Origin of the sequence: Streptomyces musisoli (genome assembly GCF_016741855.1) — a bacterium.
Lineage (GTDB): Bacteria > Actinomycetota > Actinomycetes > Streptomycetales > Streptomycetaceae > Streptomyces > Streptomyces musisoli.
In genome coordinates, this window is record NZ_JAERRH010000042.1 from 1 (window position 1) to 23933 (window position 23933).

Below are 23933 nucleotides of genomic sequence, written 5' to 3' on the forward strand. Positions count from 1 at the left end.
TTCGGCCCGGACGTCGTCGGCGGTGATCTGCCGCAGGTCCTCCCCGGCAGTGGTCCAGGAGGTTAGGGCAGGCCAGGCGATGCGCAGATAGTGGCGGATGCGCCGGTAGCCGACCGGAGGATGCCGGAACCGACCGCGTCCCCGCATGACCCGTACCCAGGCGCGTACCTGGTCCGCCATTGGTTCGGGCAGTTGCGCGATCCGCTCGTACACGGCCCGTTCGTCGTGCCGGTCCCGCCGTTCCGCACCCAGGTCTGGGATGCGCGTTTGGACCTGGTGATGGACGTCGGTGAGCAACTGGGCAGGAGTCTCGGAAAGTTCGTCCTCCTCCAACCGGGCCTGGCCGTCGAGGAAAAGGATCACACAGCGGGTCGCCGCAGCGCCGGCCGCCACCGTGCCGGCCAGGGACCGCACATCCCGCTCAAGAATCGGCGCGTGTGGGCCCACCCGGGCCAGCAGGGTATGCAGGACCAGCGCCGCACCGCCCACCACGCTGCGCTTGTCAGCGATCCAGGACCTCGGGTAGCCCGCAGTAAACGCGTCCAACACCTCCTGCGCTGCATCTGGCAGCGGGGACAAGGCGGTGGTGGCGACGTGCTGTTCACGCTGCCAGGTACGGGGCATGGTGAACAGGGCCAGCTGTCCCGGATCCATCGACGCCGATGTCACCTGCTCCTCGGAAGTCAGCGTCGTCCGGGCTCGATCACGTGCTCGGCTGACAGGGCCGGACCGCTTGTGCACTACGAAACCCAGCTCCCCGGCACTCCGCTTCAGCTGGTGCGCCAGCACCCCGGCGAAGGCGAGCTGTGTGAAGGACACCCCGGCCAGCTCCGCGCCGCACTCCCGCACGTAGGCCAGGCAGCCGCGGCACAGACCCTCCTTATGCAACGGCAGGCCCTGCCGACGGCAGCGCGGACATTGGCCCGGGGGGTAGAAGCCAGGCTTGTGCCGCCACTCGCCGCAGCCGCCGCACCGGGCCGTGGTGATTCCCCAGCTCCCACAATCCGCGCAGGCCCCGACCGGCCACAAGGCGGGCGGCGGAGCCATACGTGGCCGCAGCATCCCGGCCTGGGCGAGGATCTCGGCCGCAGTCGCCTTCAGCGGCAGCCGCACCTGGTCGAGCATCTCCGGTGCGACCAAAGCCTCGCCCTCGGCATCCCGGATTGCCAGCGCGCACCGGATCAACCGCATCACCATGTACGGCCAGTTCGCTGCCAGACCTTCCTTCGCCGCCCGCTGTTCGGCGAGTGGGTGCAGGACTGCTTCCTCGGGCCATGTCCGGGCACTGATCCGCCGGGCATGCACGCGCTCAAGTCGCCGCCGTACGGGAAACAGTGTCTGCTGCCCGCGCATCGCCGCAGCGCAGATCCGCGGGTCATCGATCAGCTGGCGCACCTCGCGCGGCCCGAGGTAAGGGCTGGCTGCACCGCGTGGGCGCGGGAGGTTCCGTCCCCCCTGCTGGCCGAGTCCAGGCACATACAAGTGCAACTGGGTTGGCCCCGGGAAGACCGCATCGATCCCCAACCAGATGTCCTCCCGCACCGCGATCACGCACGGCCGGCACAGTCCATCATCATCCACATGCCGCATCCGGCGGCATCGGGCGCAAACCGCTTGGCCGGGGCGTTGTTTGAGCCAACTGAAACAGCTCCAGCACAGTCCCCCGCGCAGTCGGGGCACGCCCCAGTCCAGACACAGCCTGCATTGTCGAACGACAGTCATGGCCACCACCCTCAGTTCGGCGGCCGCAGCCGGCGCGGACCCTCCCGACGCGGCACCGGTCGCACCGGACCCGCCTCGTCCCCGACTGCCCGGTCCTGCTCCTCCAGGTTCTGCGAGGCGGCCACGGGCTCGGCCTCCAGCAGGTCTGCCACTGTGCACTGAAGTGCCGCACAGATCTTGTCCAGATCGTCCAGCCGCACCGTCACCGGCGTGCCACCCCAGAGAGCGGCGACCTTGCTCAGCGAGGGCGTGAACCCCACCTTCGCGAACGCGGCCTGCAGATCGACTGGCCGCCAGATGTCGCGTTTGGCGGCCGCCCAGCGCAGATTCCACTTCACCGCAAACTCCCCCTATCCGCGACCAACCGCTTCCCGGCTCGCGCCGCCGACGCCCGCCAGCGATCCGCCTGTTCCGGATCGGCCTGGGCCGTCGCCAGGTAATTCACCGTCGTAGTCGTCCAGACGTGCCCAAGCAGCCGCTGCACCTCCCACAGCGTCATCCCGCGCTCGTAGTTGTGGGTGGCGCACGCATGCCGCAGCAAATGCGGATACAAATCCGACACCGGCCCGGGCAGATACAGCTGTGACGCCGTCTTCAGGGCACGGCGGAACGTCGCCGGCACCACCGCCGGCGCAATGGGCATGTTCAGCGCCGCCACCGGCTTCGGCAGCCGCTCGGAAGGAAACAACGGCGCCGCGGCGTGGTCCGGGTCGTCACGAAACAGGCCGCGGACCTCCTCCACGTACCACCACAGCAGCTCGCGACCTTCCTCGAACAGGAACGCCTCCCGCGGCCGGGGCCCGGATCCCCACGCGCCCTTGCCTTGGACGACGAACCGGCCCCAGCGCCCTGACTCCCAGTGCACGTCTCCGAGCGCCACGCCACACAGCTCTGCCGCCCGGACCCCAGACACGTAGGCGATCTTCGCCATCACGTAGTCACGGCATGCCACTGCCTCCTTGCGGGCCTGGGGCAGCGCATTCCGCCAGGTTGCGAAGAACTCCCGCATCGCCCGCTGTGAGGGCGGAACCCGCAGGCCGAAGTCGCCCCGGTGACGCGGCCGGTTGAACGGGTCGACGGGCGACTCCACGACCGTGCCGAACAGCCGGTGGATTTCCCCGGCGTACCGCTGCTCCAGGAACGCGAAGTACGCGTCGATCTTGTTGATCTTGGCACGGACCGTTGAGCGGGCCCGTTTGCCCGTCCCGGCGAAGTACCGGTCCAACGCCGCGGGGGTGAGCTGCCACGGCACGATTTCGTAGTGCTCGCACACCTCGATCACGGGCTTTACCAGCTGATCGATCGACGCTGGCATCAATCCGGCCGCATCCCTCGCCCACTGGTACTCGGCCAGCGTGTCGAAGAAGTACGACCGCTCATCCCGCTGTCCCGAGCCGCTCGGCCGATAGGTGTGGAGAGAGAAGACCTCTGCCAGACCGGCCGGCTCACGTACAGGCGACAGCGAACGGGATTCGAATTCCCCCATGAACCCGCAGATTACGAACGTGACTCCTGGAATCTGCGAGTGATTGCGGAAATCTCACACCGTCGTGGGACGCCTCGAACAAGGATCGCCCACCTGCTGACTTCCCTCGTTCACGCCTGCAGCCACCAGCCCGGAACCCGTGCGTACTCCAGTAATCAGGAGGGCCGGCTGACTCACCGCGGCCTGCGCCGCGCCACGGCCGCGGCGGCGGGCCCGCGCCTGAAGCGCCCCGAAGTGCAGCCGCCCGTCCTGGACGACCACCAGCTCACCGTCGAGGACGAGCGGCCGGTCGAGGGCGAGCACCGCGGCGGCCAGGTCGGGGAACGCCAGCGTGAGGTCGCCGCCGCGGCGGGACTGGATGTAGGCGTGGCCGGGCCGGGCGAAGACGACCGCGCGGTAGCCGTCCGCCTTCTGCTCGTACACGAGTCCGCCCGGCAGCGCCCGCTCCGGCGGCAGCGCGGGCCAGGCTTCGGCAAGCATCGGTGCCATCGGCGGGGTAAGGGCCACAGCTCAGATGTACGCGCTGACCGGCGAAGACGCATGTGGACGCGGTCCGGGCCGCACCGCGCCGAAAGGCCGGCCAGAGTCCTGGACTCGCCGAGACCCGTCATACCGCCTCAAGGGGGCATGTAGCGCGGCGGACGCTCAGACGTGGAAGCCCTTCTGCTGCACGCTGGGCCCCCACTTCGCGGCGACGGCGGCGAAGCACGTCCGGCACAGCGGGTTGGCGTTGGACCCGTGCCCTTGCCGGACCGGCTGCCCATGCCGCCGCTGCGGCGCTGGCCCGGTTCGGGCGCGGGATTGTCCGGCGGGTAGTAGCCCGTGATCCCCGACGCTGTCTCGGGCGGCAGCGCGATCAGCGCCTCGAAGTCAGCCCGTATCCGGGCGACTCCTGCTCTCGAGTCGCGGCAGCCTCTGCCTCATACCTCGCCTCGATCTCCGCCAGCCGGGATTGATACTCCTCCCCGCCCAGCAGTACAACTCCGTCCGAGTGTGTGACCTCGTCGACACCGGTGAACGACTGAACACCGACCGCCGCAAGAGGCCTTCGTGGGCGTACGCTTCCGGAGGCTGCCGTGCTGGCAAGGCGTGGTCGGCCCGACCACGACCCCGACCACGGCAGCTAGAAGGCCGCGTTGCCGGATCGTGACGGATGGTCGGGGCTTATGGCCGTCAGCCTGGTCGGGGTCGGCGGGTGAGCTGACCGCATGGAATGCTCGTACGCCTGCGCCCCCGCGCCCACCGGCCGCCCTACCCCGGCGGGCATGGTGCGCTGCCGTGGCCACCGCACGCGGCCTGCACTCAGGACGGCGTGATGAGCGGCTATGGATCCGGGATCCGCCGCGGCGTGATGGCGGCTGATCATTTCACGCAGATCGCCAACGGACTGTTTCGCGACAGCCGCATCTCGTACCGGGCGAAGGGACTCTTCGGCTACATCGGCACCCACCGCGACGGATGGCGGGTCACCATCGCCGCCCTCGTTGCCCTGGGCCCCGACGGGCGAGACGCGGTGCGGGTGGGACTGAACGAGCTGGAGAAGTTCGGTTACCTGGTCCGCGATCGGGTGCGCCGCCCTAACGGCACCCTTGGAGAGATCGTCTACAGCATCACCGACCGGCCTGCCGCCCTGGACGTTTCGCCGATCGACCCGGCATCCACCTGCCGGGAGCCCGGGAGCGACGCCGGCTGCGGCGCGGGCATCCGCCGTGGGGTGATGGCGGGGGACCAGTTCACACAGATCGCCAACGCGCTGTTCAGGGAGGGCCGGATCTCCTTCAAGGCGAAGGGATTGTTCGGCTACATCAGCACCCACCGGGACGGCTGGCAGATCACCGTCGCCAACCTGGTCCGACACGGCCGCGAACGCGTCGACGCCGTGACCACCGGCCTGGAGGAACTGGAGCACCACGGATTCCTGCAGCGGGAGCGCGACCGCAACGGCGACGGCACGCTCGGGCCGGCACTGTACTTCATCACCGACCTGCCCGCCCTGCAAAGCCCCGGCTCCGGGCCAGAGTCGGGTTATCCAGGATTGGCTGAGCCAGTGTTGGCTGATCCCGGCACTAAGAACACCAGCGTTAAGAAGACCAACAAGCAGAAGACCAACCCCCTCCGTCCGTGCGACCGCGGTGACGCCGCGCGCACGAACGCACGGACGGCCCCCTCGCACACAACGCCGCCGAAGCCGCCTCAGGCAGACGAGATGCACGCGGGAATCCGGCTACTGCTGGAGATTGGGGCGAGCCGTCCCGAACTGTTGCTGACCGGGCTCGCGCTGACTGATCAAGGCCGCGTGGCGACCGTGATGCTGGAGGCTGGCTGGAGCGCAGAGCAGCTGCGCCACGTCATCACCGGCCGACCGCTGCCGAACCCGGTGCGCACCTCCATCGGCGCGATCATCGCCGCCAGGCTCCGCGCCGCCCAGGCCTACCCGCCGCCCGCCGCCGTTCGCCACGACGCGGCCTCGCTGGACGAACCGTTCGCGGAGCCGGCCAGGGAGCGGCCATCGATAGCGGCCGCCGCCCGCTCCGTGACCGAGGCCCTCACCTACCGGGCCCTCGTGGAGTGCGCCGGCTGCGGTGTGCCCGCCACCGCCCCTGGCGAAGACCTCTGCCCCACCTGCCTCGGCTGGCCGCTGTGCCGCACCTGCCCCGGCCCGACTCGCAAGCGAGCCCACCCCGACGGCGACGGCCGCTGCACCACGTGCACCACCGCACCGACCCGATCGATGAAAGGAAGCAACGCATGAACGAGCTGAGCAAGCCCTTGCTCCCGGCCGAGCACGGGCATATGTCAGACGGCCATCAGCCGGCGGGTACGTCCCCGTATCTGCTGTTCGCGCACGAACCGTACTACCCGCTGCCCGCCCGGGAGATCAACACCTCCGTGGTCGCTGCGGCCTGTCTGCTTCACCCCCACATCAAGCAGCCCGACGGGATGCGCATCCACCGGCAGCTGGTCCGAGGCCGCCGGCCGGGCGAAATCGTGCCGTTGGCCACTCTCACCCAGGAACTGGGCGGCGGCGCCCGTTGGGGCGATGTCGGTGACTGGGAGGCGGTGGTGGCTGACCTTGTCCGGCTCATCCGTGGCGAAGGCTGCGACGCACTCAGTCTGGGCCTGCCGACCATTGAGCGGGCCTTGTTGTGCAGCGGCCCCGATAGCACCGTACGCGTCGTCGACCCGGCCACCCAGGAATGCACCTCCTACGGCCCGCAGGACCGCACGGCAGTTTTGGACCAAGTACGCCACCACCTCGCCTGGGCCGAGGCAGGCGGTTCCTTATGGCCTGGCGACCACGTGCTCAGCTCGCCCAGCACCGGCCCGTGACACAGCGCAGGGACCGGCGCAGTCCCGGTGCACAGCCGGAAACGGTCCAGGCACTCCACAAGTGGCACCTTCTCCTGCATGAGCGTGACCTCCTCCTCGGTCCGGAGGCCTTCTCAGAGCGGCTGAGGCAGGAGCAGCAGGAGATCCGTAGCGATGGCCGGTTCCGCGAAGCCGTGCGGCTTCGCGGGGGAGAGGTGGCTGGCCTCTCCATACCGGCCATCGTGCGGCGTCCGGCCCGCCGGGAGTTCGTCGATCCCTTCAACCAGAAGCCGCAGTCTTACGGTATCCCGCCTGCGGCGCGGGCTTGGCGCGCTGCGTCAGGACGGTGAGGAGCGGCGGGCGGCCAGTTCCTCGAGGCGGGAGCGTTTCCAGCGCTGCTGACGGGGACGGCCGGCGCTGCCGCGCCGGTACTCGTATCCGTCGGGCTGCTCGAGGTCGGGCAGGAGCCCGTGCCCGAGCGCACTGATGAAGCTGTCGGCGTTGCTGTATCCGAGGATCCGGGCTGCCTCGGCGGCGCCGACCAGGTTCTCGTCCTGGTCGGCCGGCGGCAGCACTCCACGCTTGCGGGCGACAGCGACGACGGTCGCCCGCCGCCACTTCTTGCGGCCCGGGCCGCGGCTGCCTTCCTCCTTCACCTGTGCATCCGGTTCGGGCAGTTCGGGGATGCGCCCCTGGTAGAGGGCGCTGGAGAAGGAAGCCGGGCTGCCGTAGCCGAGCAGCGCAGCGACCTCGGCTGTACCGAGCAGCTCGTCGGGGTCCCCGTCCGCCGACACATCATGCCGCGGTGTCGCCGGAGCGGAGCTGCGCCGGCCCTTACCGGGGCGGCTGGCGACCCAGGCCACGATCGCGCCGCGGCGCCACATCGGACCGTCGACGTCCTCGTCGGGTTCCGGGAAGTAACCGGGCCGGTCGCGGAAGTAGCCGTCGATGGTCGACGTGCGGGTGTAGCCGAGAAGCTGCGCCACCTCCCGCTTGGTCAACAGCTCGTCCTGGTCGGCCTCGAGTACGGCGGTTGGCAGCGCGCGCTTCTTCGGGGCACGCTGCGCGAAGAACGCCGCGACCTCGGCGTGGCGCCAGAACCGCTTGCGGCCTTCCGTGTGCGCGACCGCGGGGAAACCACTGTCCGGGTTGTTGCTCCAGTCGCTGATCCGGGGCTTGCTCGTGCCGAACTCGGACACGATTTGCGCGGTGTCCACGAGCCGGTCCGCGGAAGACATCGGGGCCCCTTTGGAAGGATCAGTACGGCGGTGCCGACACTCGGACGAGTGCGACATGTTCGATAATGCCAAAGGGATGGTTTGCTGTCCAGCCTGACGCCAAATCGACCTACAGCACTTCTTCGCCCAGCAGGCACACCCCGAAGCGCGCCGCACGCTCCTCCAACTCCGTGTAGGCCATCGCGGCCGGCGCGGCATCCCAGGTCTCAAACGCGAGAGCGGAGACCGCCTCGCCGCGCGTCATCCCCTGCTCCCACGGCGCGCCCGCAGCGGCGCACCGCTCGGCGAACTCGGCGTCGGACAGGCTCGTGGTCTCCCGGTCAACGCTGGCCTGGACGTCGGCGACGCCCTCGCACCAGGCAGGGTGGCCCCTGGACAGCAAGTCGTGCAGCGTGTCCGGGTCGCTCACCCGTTGGGCCTGGGCGGCGAGGTCGAGTAGCAGGGCGGTGGGGTTCGTCTCCATGGTCATCTCCTCCATCCACTGTAGGGGGCGCCCGCTGCGCCGAGGAGCACAGCGGGCGGTGGTCATCAGTTGTGCACGGTGCAGCCGTCGCACAATGCGCGGCCGGCGCGGCGGGCCAGTTCGGGTTCCTTGTGGGGCTTCTTCTTCAGCGCCGCCCGTACCTGCTTCTTGAGGGCGGTGAACTGCGGGCCGTCGTCCGGGCAGACGACGCCCGGGTCGGGCGCGCCGCCCTGCTCGGCGTGCCGGATCAGGTCGGTGATGCGCCAGTCCGCGCGGGGGCTGTCGCCCCGGGCCTGTTCGACCTCGGCGTACAGGTCGGCCAGCCGCGGCCGCCGACCGATGGAGAGCAGTCCGTCAGTGGCGGGAGGCGAAGACGCACAGCGAGCACGAGCAGCTTTTCCGGACTAAGCAGGCATGCCCCGAGAGCATCGAGGAGACTGATCAGAGCTCACCTGAGGAACTCACTGTCGTCAGCGGCGGAACATGCGCTACTTGGATTCCTGTAAGCCCTGCCTTGATCATTACTCTTGTGGGACGCTGGCGTCATGGCTCGACGTCGTATCGCACTGATGATCGGTTTCGTAACCCTGGGCGGTGCTCTCACCTGGCTGGGAATTCACTTTGCGCAAGTCGGCTGGGATGCCGCTGACAAGCAATCGAGCGTGCTTGGCGGATTTTCTGGATTGGGGGGGATAGTGCTCGCAATATACGGCATATGGCAGGCTGTGAGGCAACAGCTCCCCCTTACCATGGAGAATTTGACTGGTTACCTCGCCGAGAGCGTGCAGCGGGAGTGGAATGCCGAGGTGCAGATACGTCAACTGAATGGGACGCCTTGGATTTCGATTTCCTGGCAGCCGGATATGACAACCCAGCAATGGGTGGATTTGTTGTCAGTAACCCCTGGAGCGTTGGATAACCCATCCGGCTCCGCACCGGACGCGCATGCGTTAGCTGGGGAGACTCATAAAATCGTTGAAGTCTTGGACAGGGTCCCCGGTCGCCAGCTGGTACTTTTAGGTGAGCGTGGCTCGGGTAAGACGACGCTCTTGATACGACTGTTGCTCGATCTCCTTGATAAGCGCGAACCGGGCGCCGCGGTACCGGTACTCCTTTCGCTGTCCTCTTGGATTCCTTCTCGGGAAGGCTTGAAATCCTGGATCGCATCAGAGATTGCGCGCAGTCACCCGGTGTTGGGCATTTCTGACCGGCGACGGAACGCACACTCTGATAATTACTCTCGCGCTCAAGCACTCCTCGATCAGGGCTTGGTAGTCCCGTTGCTGGATGGCTTCGATGAGCTACCGCCAGGCCTTCGCGTGAAAGCACTGGAAGAAATTGACAAGGCGCGACTTCCGGGTCTAGTGCTCGTCAGTCGGACTGCTGAGTACGAACTCGCTGTGCACGGAGTCAGAGGAGCCACACCCCTCGCTGGCGCTCCTCGTATCTGCTTAGATCCCGTGAATCATTCCAAAGCGGCTGCTTACCTAAAGTTTGGAATGCCGTCAGACCTATGGGCGCCAGTTATCACCCACCTAGCCAGCGACGGGCCGTTGGCTAGGGTTCTGAAAGTCCCCCTATACCTATTCTTAGCCCGATCCATCTACATGCCGCGCGGCGATCGAGAGGCGAATCCGAGAGAACTCCTGGACCAGCGTAAATTCTCAAACGAGCAGGATATTGCTGCGCATTTGTTCGACGGATACATTGATTCCGTATACGGAGAGAGTGCGGGTTCTCCGAACCAGTGGACTGTGAGGCAGGCTCGCCGGACGCTTGCTTTCCTTGCCCGTGAGTTGCAGGCCGCGGGGGAAGGTGGCGATATCAAGTGGTGGCAGATGAGGACTTGGTGCAACCCGATTGTGCCAGGCCTGATAGTCGGCCCAGTGGCCGGTATCGGGGTGGGCCTCGCTTTCGGAATTCCAGCTGGTCTTGGATCCCTTAAGGAAATCGGCTACGATCCTGGAATTTCTGAAGCGCTGCGGGCCGGGATCCCTGCCGGCGCACTCGTAGCCTTCTTTGCGACTGCGCTGGCAGGAGGTGTTATTACTCTCCGAGAAGATCCAGGGACTACGATGCGTTGGTCGCCTGCAAGATTCGCAGGACTGATGTCTGTAGGCGGTCTTCTGGGTCTTGCACTGGAATCCCTGGGTGTCATTTTCCAAGCTGGAATTTTGGCGGGACTAGCACTCTTTGCCCCTAGTTCTATAGCGCGCGGAGTCGCAACCATAGGCCCGCCTCTTGAGACCTCTGTGGGGCCCATTACAGTTCTCGAGCAAGACCGGCGTGTCTTTTTGATGATTGCCGCTATCGTCACTCTCGCTAGCGGTCTTCCGCTTTTTGCCACCTTCCTTGCCTTGGGAGACGCTATAGGGGGGCTATACTTTGCGATTTTGTTGGGTTTGTTTAACGGTCTGAGGGTCGGTCTGAAGGCGACCGCATGGCTGCCCTTCCTTTCGGTTCGCTTCTACTTTGCTTTGTGTGGTCGGGCCCCATACAACCTCATGACCTTTCTCGCGGATGCTCACAGGCGGGGCATTTTGCGTCAAGTTGGCGCTGTTTATCAGTTCCGTCATATCGACCTGCAGCGCCACCTTGTAGCGGCTCCTAATTTCCTGAACCGCTGAGTTGGCCAGAATCTGGCTTCCTCACGGTTGGGATTGGCATGTCTCTCCCGGGATGAGCGGCAGGCCCAGGGGGACCGGGGTGCGGCTGCGGGTGCGAGTGAGTCGGTCGAGTGAGGCGAGTTTGTTGCGGCCGGCTTCGAGGCTGACCTGGAGTCCTTGGACCCGCCGAGCCAGCCGTTGACGCGGGCCTCCTCGATGCGGTCACCTGACGTCGGCGGCGTAGGCGGCCCAGTCACCGGCGGCGGCCCGCTGCCATTTGACGGCGCCGGAGATGTGGATGCCCAGGGTGCGGGCGAGGGTCGCGGAGGGCAGCTCGGTGGCGAGCTGGAACAGCGCGGTCGAGCGGGACTCGGCGAGCCGGATGCCGAGCTTGCGGAGCCTTTCGCCCATGGCCCATGCGCTGATCGGGCGGTCCGGCTGACCGCCGGGGAAGAGCCATGGCGAGTCGGTCTGGGCCAGGACCGCGTGGCTGCGGCGGGCGGCGACTTGCTCCAGGGCCAGCTCGGCGATGGGGCCGGGCAAGATGACTGCGACGTCGCCGAGGCGGATGCGGACCGCCTGGCCGGTCTCCTTGATGTGGCCGGTGGTCAGCCGGGATCGCCGCCGGCCACTGTGCATAGAGGAGCAACAACAGTCTGGCCAGACGGTCTTCGGTCCGGATGGTGGTGTCGTGCAGCCCGATCTCGACGGAGTTACCGCGTTGGCCGGTGGTGTGGGTGGTGAAGCGGCCAAGCAGGCGTGGGCGTGTTTGAGGACGTTGGTACGGCGCCCTGCTGCGGCGTCCGTCGTTCGTCAGGCGCAGTCCAGCCTCTGCCTGAGGCACAGTGACATACGTAAAGACGAGTGCTACGACTGCCGTTAGTGCCGGAAGGGCAGTCCCGAAGATCGGCTGCCAGCGTGGAGCCGTTGGCGCCTCTGCTCCCCCCGCTGCACATGACTGAGTGTCTTGGTTATGCCGTCGTTGTGGCGCCTCACGACGTTGCCCTGCCCGCCTGGGACCGAGGGGGATGGAGCGGCGCGGCATGCGTTGCGCCGGTGCCCTGCGGTTGACTATCCGTCGCAGCTGCTGTGTGCGTGCACTGGCCCTCGGCGCCCTGCTACCCATGACGCCGTATTGCAGCGCACGAGTTGAGACATTTCAACAGAACAGGTTCTAGAACTGGGCGAGAGTGCTGAGAGGGATTTTCCTAACTCGTCCAGCCGTCGCAGCGGTCTGGGCCGTAGCGGTCGAGGGTCGCTTTGAGCCAGGCGAACCAGGCCTGCTCGCCGGGCCAGCCCTTGCCGAACTTGCCGTTGTCGGAGGCGTACAGGCAGCCGGGCGGGATGACGTTGCCCTGGGCCGGGGTCGTCATGCAGGCCAGAAGTCCGGCCCGCATGGCGGCCCGTACGTCATCCCCGGACGGCGTGGCCAGGTACAGCACGGCGCAGAGGACGAGATGTATCAGGGGGTAAGGCCATGGGCGCGCATGAGGTGTCCTTCGAGAGAGGTGGGGTGGTTCAGGTGAGCGGGAGTTGGGCGGCGGAGCCGGAGATCAGGGCGTCCCATGCCGGCTCGAAGTTCTCGTCCTGCTTGTTGATCACGCGGGCGGGGGCGGTGGTGAAGAGCTCCTCCGCCATCGGCCAGGTCTCGCGACGCCGGCGCACCCAGGACCGGGCGCGCCCGTACACCGGGTCGTGCTTGACCTCGATCCCGTGCCGCTCGGACACGGAGATCAGCCGCTGGCCCAGCTGGCGTGCGCGGCCGAGGGCGACGCGCTCGGTGGAGCGCATGACCGGGCGCCGCTCGCCGGAGGCGGACAGCAGGAACAGGCGACGCACGTGGTACAGCGCCCACGGCATGTCGAGCTCATGCTCGAAGGCCTTCAGACATGCGCGGTCCCGCGGCTGGGAGGGGTCGAAGAACTCCAGGAGGGTGCGCTTCCCGTACAGCTTTGCCTTGGGATTGAGGCTCATCGCCGTGTACTCCAGGCGCAGCACCTCACCGGCGATGTCCGGGTGGGACCGCATCCGTTCCAGGTGGGCGGGCAGCGCGCCCATGGAGACCGGGAAGCAGCAGAAGGTGCAGTAGGACTTGGGCCAGTGCACGCCGAACCGCTTCCAGAGGTAGTCCTCGCACTGCTGCCGGTCCCAGCCCCAGTCGATGAGCGGGTACACCCCCATCCGCCCGGGGATCTTCGAGGCGATGATGTCGGTGAAGCGGCGGCCTTCCTCGTTGGCGTTGAAGCCCATGACCTGTCGGAATGGGCGGCCGCCCATGGTGGGGGCAATCCACCGGTCGCCGACGTCGCCTTTGGCGCGCAGGCTGCACTTGCGGGTGCCGGCCTGCTGCGGGACGGTCCCGACGGACTCCAGCTCGTCCCACAGGGTCCACGGTCCACGGGCGAAGAGCGTCTCGGGGTGGCGGGAGTCGTCCAGGACGGTGATCCCGTCGGCCTTCAGGTGCCCGGACCTTGACAGTTGCACGAAGCGCACGCCGTGCTCGCGCAGCAGCAGCATGAACTCCTCGACCAGGAGCCGGGTCTCGGGCCACTCGCTGCCGGTGGCCATATAGAGGACGGCGGTGCGTTTCAGATCGATGCCGTGTGCGTCGGGGTCGGTGAGCATCCGGGCGAGGTAGGCGGTCGAGTCGGCGCCCAGCCCCCAGTTGATGACAGTGTCCAGGGCGTCGGTGGTGCTCAGGCCGGGCAGCGACGGCGTGTACGCGGTGCGGGGCATGGCCTCCGTCACTCCTTCCGGTGGCCGTGCCCGGCCGGACGGCCGGGCACGGAAGGGCGGTTTGCTGATCAGCGCAGTTCAGCGAGCGCGTGCGTGGGGTCGGGGACCAGGACGGCGCGCTGCTCGGCGAGCAGGCGGACGTTGCCGTCGGCGCGCACGTCGCTGGTGGGGGCGGGACGAGCACGGGCCGGTTCAGGTCGGCGGCGGTCTCGGCGGTACGCATCGCCGCTTCGGCGCGGTCCAGGGCCTCGACGAGCACCACCGCCCCCACGAGCGCCGTGAGAAGGGTTGCGCTGGCCCGCAGGGTTGCTCCGCTGGCCGGGGTGCCGGGCGGGAACAGGCTGACCACCGCGCCGCCGCTGGTGGGGATGGAGCTCAGCAGCTGGGCGTGGTCGTGGGGGTGGGCGCGGTCCAGGCCGCGCGGCAGGACGGCGAGCGTCGCGCGCCCGGCCTGGGCGGCGGCCCGGTGGGCGGCTGCGTCGACGCCGTACGCGAGAGTGGCGGTGACCGTGTGCCCGGCCTCGGCGACGGCGATGGCGAAGACCTTCGCCCGGTTGAGGGCCTCGGCGGTGGCGGCCCGGTTACCGGTCACGGCCACGGCGCGGGCGGTCAACTGGGGCAGCTGCTCGTGTCCGCGCACCCACAGACCGAGCGGGCAGTTGGGGCCGAGGTCGGCCAGGGCGGCGGGCCACACGTCGTCCGACGGGATGACGAACTGGCACGTCAGCTGGGCGTTGGCGAGTTCCTCACGCGGCTTGTACTGGGCCAGGCGGCCGCTGGCGTCGTGGTCGACGCCGTACTGCCAGACCTCCTCGGCACAGTGATGGGCGAGATGGGCGGCGACTTGGTGGGGCGGGAAGTGGGCGGCGAGCGCGGCGCGGGCGGCGCGCTCGGACAGGGCGGTGCTGGGCACGGCGTACCTCCGTGAACAGCGGCGGCCGGCGGGCATGCCGGTGCCGCGATGGGCGGTGCGGGATCGTGTGGCGTGGTCAGCGGCCGGTGCGCCTGGGCGCGGTGACCGCGTCCCAGGAGCGGCGCCGGGGCGATTGCCACCAGTCGACGGCCGGGGCGGCGGGAGCTGCGGCCGGGCGGACCGGTGCGGCGCGGTGCGCGGTTTCGGGAGCGGCGGTCGCACGCGGTGCCGGGGCGGGGGCGCGTCCGGCGAGGACGGCGGGCAGGGTGTCGTCGATGTAGGCGACGTGGTGGGCGAGGTCGACGCCGACCTGGGCGGAGTCGAGGTGGAGCAGGTTGTCGCGCAGGGCCAGGTCCCCGGTGGCGATCACGTGGACGGCGTCGGTGAGGCACTCGGCGGCGTGCCGGGCGAGCGGCCCGGTGACGGTGCAGATGACTGGGACCGGCTCGCCGTCGCGCCACTTTCCGTGGGTGCGGTCGTACTCGCGGGGGACCTGCATCACGGTGAACCGGGCGGCGGGTGTGCCGCGTTCGGTGTGGCGCAGTTGCACGGTCCCGTACACGCGGCCGCGGATGACAGCGGTGGTCTCTCCGCTCATGGAGGTACTCCTCGATGCGACGAACAGTCTGGCGGTGCCCGGGAGCCACCCAAGCGAGTTTCATAATACCTATATCAGGGCCGGGTGTCATCCCCCTTTTCCGCCGTGGAGGCACCCGCTCCGTCGAGGCCGGCTTCGGCCTACGGCTCGCGCAGCTCCAGGCCCGCCTCAACTCCTAGGTCAGGTTGGGGGGTTCGGCAGGGTCCGGGCCACTCGCAGCAGGTTGCCGCAGCCGGGTTGTCCCACTGGAAGGCCGGGCAGCACCACAGGACGTCGGCGACCAGAGCCGCGGCGAGGATGGGCTCCCGCTGTATCCGTACGGCGTCGGCCGCACTCAGCAGCGCGTCCAGCAGTGGCGGCCTGGGTGCGCCTTCCGCGTTGCTGTCATCGAGCATGATCGTGTTCTCGACCTTGACCCGCAGCGGCACTGTGTCATCGGGCGTGCTGGGTGCATCGGTCACGTAGGTGTCCTCTCTCGGTGCGGGTGTGGTGGCGGGGTGCAGCCCTCCCGTGGCGCGTTCGGCCGGGTGGGTGGCGCGACTGCGGTGCAGTTCACGGGGGCTACCCCGCCCTCTTCGTGTTCCATAATACCTATTTCGAGGGGCGGGGCAACCGATTTTCAGCGGGCTGCCCCACCCCGGAACCCGCAGGTCAGGGCTTGGTCAGCGGGTCGTTGTACGTGACCTGGATGCCGTCCAGCATGACGGCCGCCGTCTGGCCGGGCCTGGTCAGGAGCCGCGCGTAGGCCTCCATGTCCTTGTCGTAGCGCTCGACTTCGCGTTCGGGCGCCTTGAAGCGGGCGCCGGGCCGGATCGCCCCCCAGGGCTCCAGCAGCCGCGCCACCTTGACCCTGCCCGGCTCCGCGCTGGGGTAGATGTGGAATCCCGGAGTCTGCGTGTAGTCGACGTCGGTCAGGCCGTAGGGTATGTGTCCGGCGGTGGCCAACCCCACGGCCAGGGCCCGAAACTGCTCGTCCTCGATCAGGTCTGCCGAGAGTCCCGGCAGGTCCAAGGACGCGGCGGCGGCGCGCCGGGCGGCGTCCTCCTCGCCGTTCGCGCTCTCGGCGATCCCATGGGCCCACTCCCGGTCGTCGTACGTGCGCAGGCAGGCGCCGGTGAACTCGTCGACCAGGTCCCACCCTTCGCCCCCGGCGGCGGGGGCGATCCGGAACCGGGTGTCGGAGGGCTCGGCCGGGGGCTCGGCGAAGAACACGTAGCCGCTGCCGTGCGGCTCCGTCGTCACCAGTCCGGCCCGGCGCAGGGCATCGGCCATGAACGGTGCCACGGCTCGGGAGGGGCCGTCGAGCGTGTGCCACCAGGCGACGGCGCACCGGGCGGTCAGACCCAGCGGGCGGCGCACCGGCTGCTCAGAGATCGCCACTCCGCCCCCGGGGCGGTCGAGAAATCCGGACAGGGCGGCGTCGGCCCGCTGGAGCGTGGCCGGCTGCGGGGCGGTCAGCTCGCGCAACTCGGCCAGAGCGGCGGTGTGCGCGGGCAGCAGTCGCTGACGGATGTGTTCGGCCGAGTGCCGGGTGGTGGCCTTGGCCTGGGTCTCGCTGGGCCGCGGGCGGGGCCGGGCGGTGACCGTGATCGGCTTGACCTCGATGTCGTGCGCGGCAGCCTGCTCGGGCAGAACCGCGGTGACGGTGATCCGGGTCCGGGGGCGGTTGGCCGTGAGGTTCAGGACGCGGCCGTCTGCGAAAACGATTTGGACACATTCGGATTCGCCGTCTTGCTTGGCGTGATGGGCACCGAGCTGCTCGGCGATCTCGCGCGCGAGGGGCTCAAATCCAGTGGGGTCAGACAGTTGCATGTCGGTCTCCTTCAGACGGCGCGGCAGGGTTCAGGACAGATCACGGCTTCGACGGACGCGAGAGACACGCGCTCCGCGCACGCGCGATACGGGGCGCGGGCGATCGCAGACGGTGCATCGGTCCGCTATGCGTGCGTTGGTGGTGTCGCAGTCCCGGCACGTCCAGATGGGGTACGTCACTTCATTTCCTTTCGGCGGTCTTTCCGCGGCGAGGCGGGAAGACGGCGAACGCTCAAGACCACCTCCCAGAGGCGACCATGGCGGCGACCATGAGCCCCGACCAAAGGTCACGTCACGGTCACAATCGGCGGCGGGCGTCTACGGATGACGAGTCCTGGGCGTGCCGTTCGGCGTCGTGGCGGGCGTCCTCGGTGGTGTATCCGGTGTCGCACCAGGCGCGGCAGAGCTGTCCGGGCGGGGCGTTGCAGGTCTCGCAGCGCTCTTCGAAGTCCTCGGGCCTAATCGGCGGCGGGCTGCTCATGCCGGGACGTCCTTGATGTGCTCCGCCACCAGGCGGGCGGACAGGACCGGGGTCCTCGTCATCAGTGCCGCGCAGCTGGCCTGCCAGATCTGCCCGGGACTGGACGGGGAGACCTGGAAGTTGGTGGCCGGGCTAACCTGCCACGTGCGGCCGTGCGGGTCGGTCACGGTGTAGGTGAGGTACTGCGGGTCGTCCTGGCGGCCGTTGTCGCTCCAGCTAAGGCCGGCGGCGGTGAGGGCGCGGCCGAGCTGGGCGCAGCGTTCCGGGGTGGCGTGCGCGAACGTTGCCACGGGTCGTCTCTCCTCGCGATCAGGGGCGGGGGCCGGGGCGGCCTGGCGGTAGGCCACCCCGGGGAGCGGTCGTATCGGCCTACGGGCGGGTGAGCTCTCGGTGGATGCGCTCGCTGGTCTCGCTCGCCTCCCGGCGGGCCTGCTCGGCTGCGGCTTCCGGGCTGGCGGCGTAGACGATTTCGACGCTGCCGAATGCGTCTTCGGCGTCCACGGTGTGCTGCTCGCACAGGTCGGACAGTTCGCCCGGATCGGTGGGGGCCTCCTCGACGTGCCAGATGTCGACGTCGCCGCCGCCCTTCCACTGACCGACCACGAAGTACGGGCGGTCCTGGCTCTCCGGCGCGGCGGCGGGCCGGGCCAACCCCTCGTACTCCGACCGGAAGAGCGTCAGACGGCGGCCCTCGTCCTCGGCTGCGCGCGTACTGATCTCGGCCCACTTCGGGAGGTACTCGGCGCGGTGGGCCAGGCTCTCGCGCTCCGGTGCCAGGAGGAGTGCGAGCACCGGGTGCGGACGGGCGTTGAACCAGCGGGCCAGCATCCACCAGGCGGCCAGGCTGCGGGCGGCCTGGACCCGGTGGGCCTCGGCCTCCTCCAGCCAGCGGGCCTGCGTCCGTTCGGCATGCGAGATCATCGCGTCCAGCCACCTCAGCAGCTGCGGGGTGTCGTCGCGGCGGGCCGCGTGCTGGAGGCTGGGGAAGTCGCTGCGCGCGGCGTAGTGGCCGGCGCACGCGCGCAGGATGGCGGTCAGCGTCTGGCTGGCCTGCGGGGGCGCTGGCCGGTCGTTAGTGTCGGTCAGGTCGCGTTCCAGCCATCCCCCGGGCACGTCGGCGGAGTGGGCGAGCACCCGGACCGTGTTGCCCTGGTAGGCGCGGCCGCGGATGCGTACCAGCGGCTCGGCGGGGAGCTCGCGCGCGCTGACGGATCCGAGACTGGCGCGGACCGCGTCGAAGCGGTCCCATCGGGCGGGGCGGCTGGTCGCGGTCACGTGGACAGTTCCCGTGACTGCGCCGGTGAGGGTGTAGCGCACGGCTCCGGTGGGGTCAGCCTCGGACGGTACGGCGCGGACGGTGCCGGACGGAGTCGCAATGGTGATCACAGGGTGTCTCCTCACAGGGCGTATGGGTATGGGGAGTTGGCGGGCGGCCCGGCCCCCGCCGGGGCCCGGGCGGTGGCCTCAGCCGGTGACGGACGGGCCGGCAGGAACGGGGCGGGGTACGCGCGGGCGACGGGCGCCGAGCTGCCCCCGCACGGCCGTACGGCGGTCTGCACGGCGGCGGGCTTCATGCCGTGCAGGTATCCGCGCTCGATCCGCCACCCGCACACGATCAGGCCCGGGGCCTGCTCGGTCTGCACGACCAGGGTGGCCAGGACCGTGCAGTTGCCTTCCAACGCGGCCGTCGCGGCGGCCTCGATGGTGACGAACTCGTCCGGGTCCGCGTCCAGGTGCCATGCGGGGGCGGTCGTGACCGTGACGGTGGCGCTGGCCAGGCGGTACCGGCCGTCGACGTCCACTGCGGCGTAGTGCAGGCGGTGACGTCCGGCCCCCAGGGCGGTGAAGAGCTGGGCGAATGCGAGGTGCGCGCGGTGGCGGGCGGCCGTGATCGCTTCGTCTCCGGGGTAGGGCAGGCTGCGGTGGTCGGAGCGGTCGGAGCGGTCGGAGCGGTCGGCGCGGTCGGCGCGGTCGGGCTGGTCGGGCTGCGGGTTCGGCACGGTGACTCCAGCGGGGCGACGGGTTGAGGGCCGGCTGCGCGCGGCGGGCGGGGTGTCCCGCGCGCTGTGGCGCGCGGGCACTGGTCAGATGACGGGGCGGCGGCGGCCCAACTCGTCCAGGCGGCGGATGTCGGGGGCGGGCTCCTGGAAGTGGCACCAGGTGCGCCCCATGAAGTCCTCGGCGGTGTAGAAGTGCACCGTCCGGGCCCGGCCGCTTCCTCCTGCCGTGGTGTACGCGGCGGCGTACCAGTAGCCGTTGATGTTGAACGGAACGGCGTCCTCGGGCCACTCGTGCGGGACCGGGGACAGATGTGCTCGGCGGGCGTGGTGCAGACGGCGGTCGGGGGTGAGGTCGACCGCCATGAAGTGGTCCCGCTCTATCGGGTGCTGCTCGCCGTACTCGTCGTCCTGCTCCCAGCAGGCGTCGCACTGTCCGAACCACGTGCACGGCAGGAGGTACAGGGGGCGGTCGTGCATCTCGGTGACGCTGCCGTGGTAGGTGACGCGGCTTCCGATGAACAACCGGGGGCGGGGACGGTCTCAGGCATGGGCGGCCTGCCAGGCTTTCGTGTTCCACTCGCGGGTCAGTTCGTCGGCGTAGGCGACGTCGCGCGCGGCCTCGGCGTCCAGCGCGGCCACGACCAGGACGCTGCCCCGGCTCTGGTCCGCGCGGCGCTGGGCGGCAGCCTGCTCCTGGCGCTCGGCCTCCTCCTCCGGCACGCGCCGCACGAGGAAGATCCGGTCGTCGCTCGTGAAGATCACGACGTAGCGGCGGAAGTCCTCGATACGCGACGGGCGGGCCGGGCCGGTGGGGTGTCGGCCAGCGTGGCGCGGGCCTCGGCCAGCAGCTTCGCCACTTCCTCGGTCGCCTTCACGCCCGTGTCCCGCTGGTGCTGGTTGCGGCCGTAGTAGACGCGGGCCTTGTCGCGGACGGGGGCGAACTCCACCGGGGCGTAGATACTGATCATCTGGCGCGCCCAGTTGTCGCGCTGGTCCCGTTCGGCTTGGGCGGCGCGGGCGGTGTCGGTCACCTTGCCCTGCGTCCAGCTCAGCGCGATAGCGGCGCACGACGTGCCGTAGTACACGACGTCTTCGGCGGTGCCGTCCTCGTTCCCGTCGGCGTCCAGCGGCATCATCGCGACGGTGCGCTTGAGTCCGCGGCGGCCGCAGCAACCGCACTCGGTGATGTCGTCGAGGATGCCTTCGATCTTCCACTTCGGGATGGGCATGGATGGCCTTCCGTGGGGCGGTGGGTGGGCGGTGGGTGTCGAGCTGTTGGGCGTCCGTCGGCGCGGCCTGAGCACAGGGAGGGGCGGCGTGCTCTGGCGCGCGGGCTGCTCCGCAGACGCGACGCGCTGCCGCTACGCGGCAGGGGCGGGCGTGCAGCGCTCCGCGCTCCTGACGCGGGGGTGAGCGCTCCGCGCTCGGGGCGGGTGCGGCCACTGCTGGCCGGTGGGGCCGGGTGGGCACCCACGTGGGGGAGTTGTGGTGCCCACCCGGCGGTCAGGGGGTCAGACCGTGGTGAGGGCGAACGCCTTCTCCATCAGGTCGTTCGCCGCTCCGCTGATGACCCGCTCGGCGCGGGCGTCCGCCTTCTCGGCGTCGGTCTTGCCCCGGGTCGGGGCGACGTGGTTGGCGTACTCGGTGAGCGCGTTGTATCCGGCCCACCGCGTGCCCCGGATACCGGCCTGGGTGTCGGCGTGCTCGAACAGGTTCGAGATCGCTCCCCACCGCTGGCGCTGGTTGGTCTTGGCGCGGGCGTGGTCGCTGTCCTTGACCGGCCACAGCTCGTCCACCACCGACTTCAGCTCGCTGAGCGTCATCTCGGCTTCGATCATGCGCTGTGCAGCCTGCTCGAACTCCTCGGCGTACCGGAACGTCAGACCGAGGGCGGAACGCGCCTGAGCGATCCGGGCCTTGGCTCCGGCGGTGTGCCGCACGACGAACGAGGACCGGGCCCCGTGGATGGCCGCGCGCATGGTGTTCGCGCACACCACCCGGACCGGCGTCACGACGATGCGGAACGCTGAGCCTCCGTCGTGGCTGTTGAACGCTGCGATGTACAGATCAACGTCATCGTTCCCGCCGATCGTGAGACCCTGCGGCATTTTCATGGTCAGGAACACCTGACGGCCGTCCTTGAGCGATCCGGCGGTCTCGAAGTGCGCGCCGGACTCTTCGGCCAGCAGGTTGAGGAACTCGGCGTGTTCCTCGTTCTGCACGGGGTGGTAGTCGCTGCCGACCACTCCGAGCGTCTGCGTGCGGCCGGTCTTGGGGTGCGTGCGCGCGGTCGCGAAGTGCTGCGGTACCTCCAGCGGCGTGGTTCCGCCGGCCGTGATCTCGGTCGCGGTCAGGGGGAGGAGTCGCACGTTCCAGCCGGACAGAAACGCAATGCGCATGGCGTCTTCGGCGGTCATCGCGCCGTTGGTGACGGTGCCGAGCTTGTGCCAGGCGCTCGTGTTGGCGGAGGCGAAAGCGGCGGTGCCGTCGGTGAACTGCTCGATCTCGTGAACCACTTGGGGCTTCCCTTCTGGTGACGAACTTTCGGCGTGTCCGGTAGGGGGCCAACCCTTCCGAACTGGTTCCATAATACCTAAATCCGGGGGTGGGGCAACCTCTTAAATCTCCGATGTGCCCCACCCCCGGGGTGGCCTGCTGACCTGCGGCTACGCCTGCGGCGGCTTGTGCCGCATGAGGTTGCCCGCGTCGGTCACCGTGATGGTGCGCCCACACGTGCAGTCACCGACACGGCGGCCGTGCAGCTTGAGAAACTTGCCTCCCAAGCGCGCGCCGTTCAGCCTGCGCACCCTGCCGGAAACGGGTTCCTTGTTCGTGCAGTAACCCTCGGACATGGGCTGTACTCCCTTCTCGCGGTTCCTACCGGACGGGCGGGCCTACCGCTGCCAGTGCTGCGGCAGGGCCGTGACGCTCCACGTGTGGACTCCGGTCAGTGCGGTGACGAATGCGCCGTTCCTGTACTCGCTGAGGCGGTAGAACACGGACTCTCGTCCTCGGCGGTTCAGCTCGCGCTCAATGCGCGTCACCCAGTAGCGGCCGTGGCAGCACTCCTGCGACCCGTGGTAGCTGACCAACTGCCCGATGCTGGGGCCGCTGTCCGCGTGCAGGGCGGCGGACAGGTTGGACAGGGCCGTACCGAACGTGTGGGGCGGCAACGGCACGTCGGCCAGCGCGAGCCCGGTGTGCCCGGTCCGTACACCAGAGACCCATCCCGACTCGAACAGGGGCCGGGCCAACTCGCGCACGTCGTGCGGGAAACCGGCGTTCTCGGGGAGCTGTTCAAGGGCGGCCCGGAAAGCGGCCTCCATTTGCTCTCGCTCTCCCTCGGTCGCCGGAATGGCGCGGTGGGCGGGCTCAATGCTCGTCATGCTCACAGTGACTTTCCCTCCGATTGTGTAGGCGCTGGGGCTGTCCGGGGGGCCCGGCGGACCGGACCCCCCGAAATCGCCTCCTACTTCAGTCCGCGCGTCCGCAGAAATTCACTGATGCGGAATGCGACGGCTCGCACCGAAAGAGATGTTCCTCGGAACGTTCCGAGGATGCGGGGCCCGGTGTCGCTGTCGTGGATGATGTGGAACTCAAATCCCCGGGCGACCGGCATAAGGATTCGGATGGGACCGGCCGTGGTCTCGAACCGAATTGACGTGGTGTTGTCGTCCTGGTTGTGCTCGATGACGGCGTCCCGGAGGAGTTCCGGGCGCGGGAGGAAATTGGCGATTCGGCGGGCCTCTGCGGCCTGAGGGGTCGTGATCTCCCCCGTACTGGGAGCCACCTTGCCTCCGCTGATGACGATTTCCACGCTTACGCCTTTCTGTTGACGAACGTTCGGCGGTGCCGGTTAGGGGGCCACCCTTCCGACATGTTCCATAATACAATACTCCTGATCTGTTGGACCACCCCACGCGCAAACTCCTGCCCTATCTCCTGCGCCATCCCCTGCCCTCGACCAGCCGCCGGCCTCTTCAACCTCCCAGGTCGGGAGGCCTCTTAGGTGTGGTCGGGGGAGCTGACATCCCCTCTGCTGCCGCTCTTCCTGCCCGAATGAGAAAAAGGTGGGGGTGGGCATGGGCGGCGCGGCGGCCTCGGGGACCGGGGCCGTGGGGTTTGGGTTGCGCGTCGGCGGGGCCTCCGCGCTCGGGCGCTGGCGCGCCCGGACCGCACAGCGGTCTGCCGGAGGCAGCCCAACCCCCCGCCCGTGAACGGGCGATCGGGCCCCGGAGGGGCCCTATTGCCCTTCTCTAGTATTCCTTGATTTACTTTTCCTCACGGAATACAATTCAAGTCCTCTGGGTGGGTTTTGAGGGAATCGGAGATTCCCCCGAACCCTGCACAGGGAAACGGCGCATGACGAATCCTCAACCCAAACCCCAACTCTCCACCTCCACAACTAAAATCAGCACCCGAATTTGTGCCGGAGGCACAAACCCTCTCTGCTCGTCTTTTCGTGCCGGAGGCACGCCAGTTATGGAATGGCCGGAGGCCATTCCATAACCCCCGCCGGAGGCGGGGCAGTTCGCGCGGGGACGCGCGAAACGAGCGTAGCGAGTATTC

24 protein-coding genes and 2 pseudogenes are annotated in these 23933 nt (G+C 68.9%); 3 read left to right on the plus strand and 23 right to left on the minus strand.

Annotation, left to right across the window (positions count from 1 at the left end; translation table 11 throughout):
- From JK361_RS39105 to JK361_RS39120, 4 genes and pseudogenes are all read right to left on the minus strand, one after another.
- Positions 1-1395, minus strand: a pseudogene (locus tag JK361_RS39105) (hypothetical protein); the annotation flags it as partial.
- A gap of 338 nt (positions 1396-1733) precedes the next feature.
- Positions 1734-2060: a helix-turn-helix domain-containing protein gene (locus JK361_RS39110; protein ID WP_201827594.1), complete on the minus strand. Its 327-nt coding sequence runs from the start codon at positions 2058-2060 to the stop codon at positions 1734-1736.
- Positions 2057-3208, minus strand: coding sequence for a tyrosine-type recombinase/integrase (locus JK361_RS39115; RefSeq protein WP_201827596.1), 1152 nt, complete (start codon positions 3206-3208; stop codon positions 2057-2059). Before JK361_RS39115 ends, JK361_RS39110 begins: the two co-directional genes overlap by 4 nt.
- 54 nt (positions 3209-3262) lie before the next feature.
- On the minus strand, positions 3263-3688 hold the full coding sequence (locus JK361_RS39120; protein WP_236054595.1) for an ATP-dependent DNA ligase: 426 nt from the start codon (positions 3686-3688) through the stop codon (positions 3263-3265).
- Between the two features lie 835 nt (positions 3689-4523).
- Between JK361_RS39120 and JK361_RS39125 the strand changes: the two genes are divergently transcribed.
- The gene (locus JK361_RS39125; RefSeq protein ID WP_201827600.1) at positions 4524-5960 is read left to right on the plus strand and encodes a helix-turn-helix domain-containing protein; all 1437 of its coding nucleotides are present in this window, start codon (positions 4524-4526) and stop codon (positions 5958-5960) included.
- Positions 5957-6538 carry a hypothetical protein gene (locus JK361_RS39130; RefSeq protein ID WP_236054596.1) on the plus strand — a complete coding sequence of 194 codons (582 nt, stop codon included), beginning with the start codon at positions 5957-5959 and terminating at the stop codon, positions 6536-6538. Before JK361_RS39125 ends, JK361_RS39130 begins: the two co-directional genes overlap by 4 nt.
- A gap of 317 nt (positions 6539-6855) precedes the next feature.
- On the opposite strand, the gene JK361_RS39135 is transcribed toward JK361_RS39130, so the two are convergent.
- Both JK361_RS39135 and JK361_RS39140 read right to left on the minus strand, forming a co-directional pair.
- Positions 6856-7755, minus strand: coding sequence for a helix-turn-helix transcriptional regulator (locus JK361_RS39135; protein WP_201827602.1), 900 nt, complete (start codon positions 7753-7755; stop codon positions 6856-6858).
- Positions 7756-7864: 109 nt separating this feature from the next.
- Positions 7865-8218, minus strand: coding sequence for a hypothetical protein (locus tag JK361_RS39140; protein ID WP_201827604.1), 354 nt, complete (start codon positions 8216-8218; stop codon positions 7865-7867).
- Positions 8219-8763: 545 nt separating this feature from the next.
- Between JK361_RS39140 and JK361_RS39145 the strand changes: the two genes are divergently transcribed.
- Positions 8764-10845 (plus strand): NACHT domain-containing protein, encoded by a 2082-nt coding sequence (locus tag JK361_RS39145; protein WP_201827606.1) that lies wholly within the window; start codon positions 8764-8766, stop codon positions 10843-10845.
- Positions 10846-11046: 201 nt separating this feature from the next.
- Here the strand turns inward: JK361_RS39145 and JK361_RS41865 are convergent, their stop codons facing one another.
- The 17 genes and pseudogenes from JK361_RS41865 to JK361_RS39225 form a co-directional block, all read right to left on the minus strand.
- A complete protein-coding gene (locus JK361_RS41865; protein WP_236054597.1) occupies positions 11047-11463 on the minus strand; it encodes a hypothetical protein in 417 nt (138 codons plus the stop codon).
- A gap of 569 nt (positions 11464-12032) precedes the next feature.
- Positions 12033-12266, minus strand: coding sequence for a hypothetical protein (locus JK361_RS39155; RefSeq protein WP_201827646.1), 234 nt, complete (start codon positions 12264-12266; stop codon positions 12033-12035).
- A 76-nt stretch (positions 12267-12342) separates the two neighbouring features.
- Positions 12343-13560 carry a hypothetical protein gene (locus tag JK361_RS39160; protein WP_201827608.1) on the minus strand — a complete coding sequence of 406 codons (1218 nt, stop codon included), beginning with the start codon at positions 13558-13560 and terminating at the stop codon, positions 12343-12345.
- Positions 13561-13777: 217 nt separating this feature from the next.
- Positions 13778-14509 (minus strand): annotated as a pseudogene (locus JK361_RS42810) (DNA-processing protein DprA); the annotation flags it as partial.
- Positions 14510-14549: 40 nt separating this feature from the next.
- Positions 14550-15071 (minus strand): single stranded DNA-binding domain-containing protein, encoded by a 522-nt coding sequence (locus tag JK361_RS39170; protein ID WP_201827610.1) that lies wholly within the window; start codon positions 15069-15071, stop codon positions 14550-14552.
- Positions 15072-15211: 140 nt separating this feature from the next.
- Positions 15212-15532: a hypothetical protein gene (locus JK361_RS39175; RefSeq protein WP_201827612.1), complete on the minus strand. Its 321-nt coding sequence runs from the start codon at positions 15530-15532 to the stop codon at positions 15212-15214.
- A 190-nt stretch (positions 15533-15722) separates the two neighbouring features.
- Positions 15723-16883 carry a hypothetical protein gene (locus tag JK361_RS39180; RefSeq protein ID WP_201827614.1) on the minus strand — a complete coding sequence of 387 codons (1161 nt, stop codon included), beginning with the start codon at positions 16881-16883 and terminating at the stop codon, positions 15723-15725.
- 477 nt (positions 16884-17360) lie between these two features.
- Entirely contained in the window at positions 17361-17654 is a 294-nt protein-coding gene (locus tag JK361_RS39185; RefSeq protein ID WP_201827618.1) for a hypothetical protein, read from the minus strand.
- 79 nt (positions 17655-17733) lie between these two features.
- A complete protein-coding gene (locus JK361_RS39190; RefSeq protein ID WP_201827620.1) occupies positions 17734-18750 on the minus strand; it encodes a hypothetical protein in 1017 nt (338 codons plus the stop codon).
- 11 nt (positions 18751-18761) lie between these two features.
- Complete coding sequence (locus JK361_RS39195; protein WP_201827623.1) at positions 18762-19364, minus strand: hypothetical protein; 603 nt, start codon at positions 19362-19364, stop codon at positions 18762-18764.
- An 84-nt stretch (positions 19365-19448) separates the two neighbouring features.
- Positions 19449-19886, minus strand: coding sequence for a hypothetical protein (locus JK361_RS39200; protein ID WP_201827627.1), 438 nt, complete (start codon positions 19884-19886; stop codon positions 19449-19451).
- A gap of 18 nt (positions 19887-19904) precedes the next feature.
- Complete coding sequence (locus JK361_RS41875; protein ID WP_236054599.1) at positions 19905-20126, minus strand: hypothetical protein; 222 nt, start codon at positions 20124-20126, stop codon at positions 19905-19907.
- Positions 20123-20593, minus strand: coding sequence for a hypothetical protein (locus tag JK361_RS39205; RefSeq protein ID WP_236054600.1), 471 nt, complete (start codon positions 20591-20593; stop codon positions 20123-20125). The genes JK361_RS41875 and JK361_RS39205 overlap by 4 nt, the downstream gene beginning before the upstream one ends.
- A 282-nt stretch (positions 20594-20875) precedes the next feature.
- Positions 20876-21880 (minus strand): DUF932 domain-containing protein, encoded by a 1005-nt coding sequence (locus JK361_RS39210; RefSeq protein ID WP_201827630.1) that lies wholly within the window; start codon positions 21878-21880, stop codon positions 20876-20878.
- 150 nt (positions 21881-22030) lie between these two features.
- Complete coding sequence (locus tag JK361_RS39215) at positions 22031-22216, minus strand: hypothetical protein (RefSeq protein WP_201827633.1); 186 nt, start codon at positions 22214-22216, stop codon at positions 22031-22033.
- 42 nt (positions 22217-22258) lie between these two features.
- A complete protein-coding gene (locus tag JK361_RS39220) occupies positions 22259-22750 on the minus strand; it encodes a hypothetical protein (protein WP_201827636.1) in 492 nt (163 codons plus the stop codon).
- 83 nt (positions 22751-22833) lie between these two features.
- Positions 22834-23181, minus strand: a complete 348-nt coding sequence (locus JK361_RS39225; protein WP_201827639.1) for a hypothetical protein — start codon at positions 23179-23181, stop codon at positions 22834-22836.
- Between the last annotated feature and the right edge of the window lie 752 nt (positions 23182-23933).

Coding starts and splice junctions, on each gene's coding strand:
- JK361_RS39115 (WP_201827596.1), bottom strand. CDS start 3,208: ATGGGGGAATTCGAATCCCGTTCGCTGTCGCCTGTACGTGAGCCGGCC.
- JK361_RS39120 (WP_236054595.1), bottom strand. CDS start 3,688: ATGCTTGCCGAAGCCTGGCCCGCGCTGCCGCCGGAGCGGGCGCTGCCG.
- JK361_RS39125 (WP_201827600.1), top strand. CDS start 4,524: ATGAGCGGCTATGGATCCGGGATCCGCCGCGGCGTGATGGCGGCTGAT.
- JK361_RS39130 (WP_236054596.1), top strand. CDS start 5,957: ATGAACGAGCTGAGCAAGCCCTTGCTCCCGGCCGAGCACGGGCATATG.
- JK361_RS39135 (WP_201827602.1), bottom strand. CDS start 7,755: ATGTCTTCCGCGGACCGGCTCGTGGACACCGCGCAAATCGTGTCCGAG.
- JK361_RS39140 (WP_201827604.1), bottom strand. CDS start 8,218: ATGGAGACGAACCCCACCGCCCTGCTACTCGACCTCGCCGCCCAGGCC.
- JK361_RS39145 (WP_201827606.1), top strand. CDS start 8,764: ATGGCTCGACGTCGTATCGCACTGATGATCGGTTTCGTAACCCTGGGC.
- JK361_RS41865 (WP_236054597.1), bottom strand. CDS start 11,463: ATGCACAGTGGCCGGCGGCGATCCCGGCTGACCACCGGCCACATCAAG.
- JK361_RS39160 (WP_201827608.1), bottom strand. CDS start 13,560: ATGCCCCGCACCGCGTACACGCCGTCGCTGCCCGGCCTGAGCACCACC.
- JK361_RS39170 (WP_201827610.1), bottom strand. CDS start 15,071: ATGAGCGGAGAGACCACCGCTGTCATCCGCGGCCGCGTGTACGGGACC.
- JK361_RS39180 (WP_201827614.1), bottom strand. CDS start 16,883: ATGCAACTGTCTGACCCCACTGGATTTGAGCCCCTCGCGCGCGAGATC.
- JK361_RS39205 (WP_236054600.1), bottom strand. CDS start 20,593: ATGCCCATCCCGAAGTGGAAGATCGAAGGCATCCTCGACGACATCACC.
- JK361_RS39215 (WP_201827633.1), bottom strand. CDS start 22,216: ATGTCCGAGGGTTACTGCACGAACAAGGAACCCGTTTCCGGCAGGGTG.
- JK361_RS39220 (WP_201827636.1), bottom strand. CDS start 22,750: ATGACGAGCATTGAGCCCGCCCACCGCGCCATTCCGGCGACCGAGGGA.